Consider the following 1,415-nt stretch of genomic DNA (forward strand, 5'->3'; position numbering starts at 1 on the left):
CTCGCCTTAACAATCGGTTTCCAATCCATGATGGTGCAATTTGTGCACCCTAACAGGACACATGCACGTTGTTTTGCTTTACTGTGGTGCATTAACACAGGAGGGTGCGATGACAGCGAAACAGGTGACGTTTACAAACCAGGTATCGCTTCCTGCTATTGGGCAGGGAACATGGTACATGGGCGAGGATCCAAGCCGATGCCGGGATGAAGTGTCTGCGCTGCAGGCCGGACTGGATCTCGGCCTGCGATTGATTGATACAGCAGAAATGTACGCTGATGGTGCAGCGGAAGAGGTGGTGGGTGAAGCATTAACGGGACGGCGTGATAGCGCTTTTTTAGTCTCGAAAGTTTACCCATGGAATGCCGGTGGACAGAAAGCCATTGCCGCCTGCGAAGCGAGTCTGCGTCGACTGAAAACTGATTATCTGGATCTCTATTTGCTGCACTGGATGGGCGATTTTTCATTTGCAGAGACCATCGATGCCATGGAAACACTGATTGCGCAGGGGAAAATCCGCCGTTGGGGCGTCTCAAATCTCGATTATGATGATATGCAGGCGTTATGGCAGGTACCCGGTGGACGAGAGTGTGCAACTAATCAGGTGCTTTATCATTTAGCCTCGCGCGGTATTGAATATGATTTACTGCCGTGGTGCCAGCAGCAGCAGATGCCGGTCATGGCATACAGTCCGCTGGCCCAGGCGGGACGACTGCGTGGCGATTTGCTTTCTAACTCTGTGGTGAATGACATCGCGCGTGCGCACAATGTTAGCGCTGCGCAGATTTTGCTGGCATGGGTGATTCGTCAGTCGGGTGTAATAGCCATCCCGAAAGCCGCAAGCGTAGCGCATGTCGAACAAAATGCCGCCGCGCTGGAGATAACGCTCTCTGTAGATGAGTTGAAGCAGTTAGATAAGGCGTATCCGGCGCCAAACGGTAAAACCGCGCTGGATATGGCCTGATTTGCCAAATGCCGATGTTCCCGCAGCTTATCAGGCCTACGGCTGCGTGTAGTTTGTAGGCCGGATAAGGTGTTAGCAGCATCCGGTACGGTGCGTAGAGCTGCCTGATGCGCTGAGCTTATCGGGCCTACGGCTGCATGTAGTTTGTAGGCCGGATAAGGCGTTAGCCGCATCCGGCACGGTGCGCGGAACTGCCTGATGCGCTGTGCTTATCAGGCCTATGGCTGCATGTAGTGTGTAGGCCGGATAAGGCGTCAGCCGCATCCGGCACGGTGCGCGGAACTGCCTGATGGCGCTGTGCTAATCAGGCCTACGGCTGCATGTAGTTTGTAGGCCGGATAAGGCGTTAGCCGCATCCGGCACGGTGCGCGGAACTGCCTGATGGCGCTGTGCTAATTAGGTCTACGGTTGTATGTAGTTTGTAGATACTGTTATCGCCTGCAAGCCTTTT

At 54.1% G+C, this 1,415-nt stretch carries 1 protein-coding gene; it reads left to right on the plus strand.

The genetic code is table 11. The annotated features are described in order from the left end of the window. Nucleotides 1-109 precede the first annotated feature (109 nt). Entirely contained in the window at nucleotides 110-964 is an 855-nt protein-coding gene (locus FDW94_RS21810) for an aldo/keto reductase (RefSeq protein WP_137378248.1), read from the plus strand. Nucleotides 965-1,415 lie beyond the last annotated feature (451 nt).

Origin of the sequence: Citrobacter sp. wls757 (assembly GCF_005280935.1) — a bacterium.
In the GTDB taxonomy this organism is placed as follows: domain Bacteria; phylum Pseudomonadota; class Gammaproteobacteria; order Enterobacterales; family Enterobacteriaceae; genus Citrobacter; species Citrobacter portucalensis.

Bases quoted from the DNA above. Each gene is read 5' to 3' on its own strand.
- FDW94_RS21810 (WP_137378248.1), top strand. From the start codon at position 110: ATGACAGCGAAACAGGTGACGTTTACAAACCAGGTATCGCTTCCTGCT.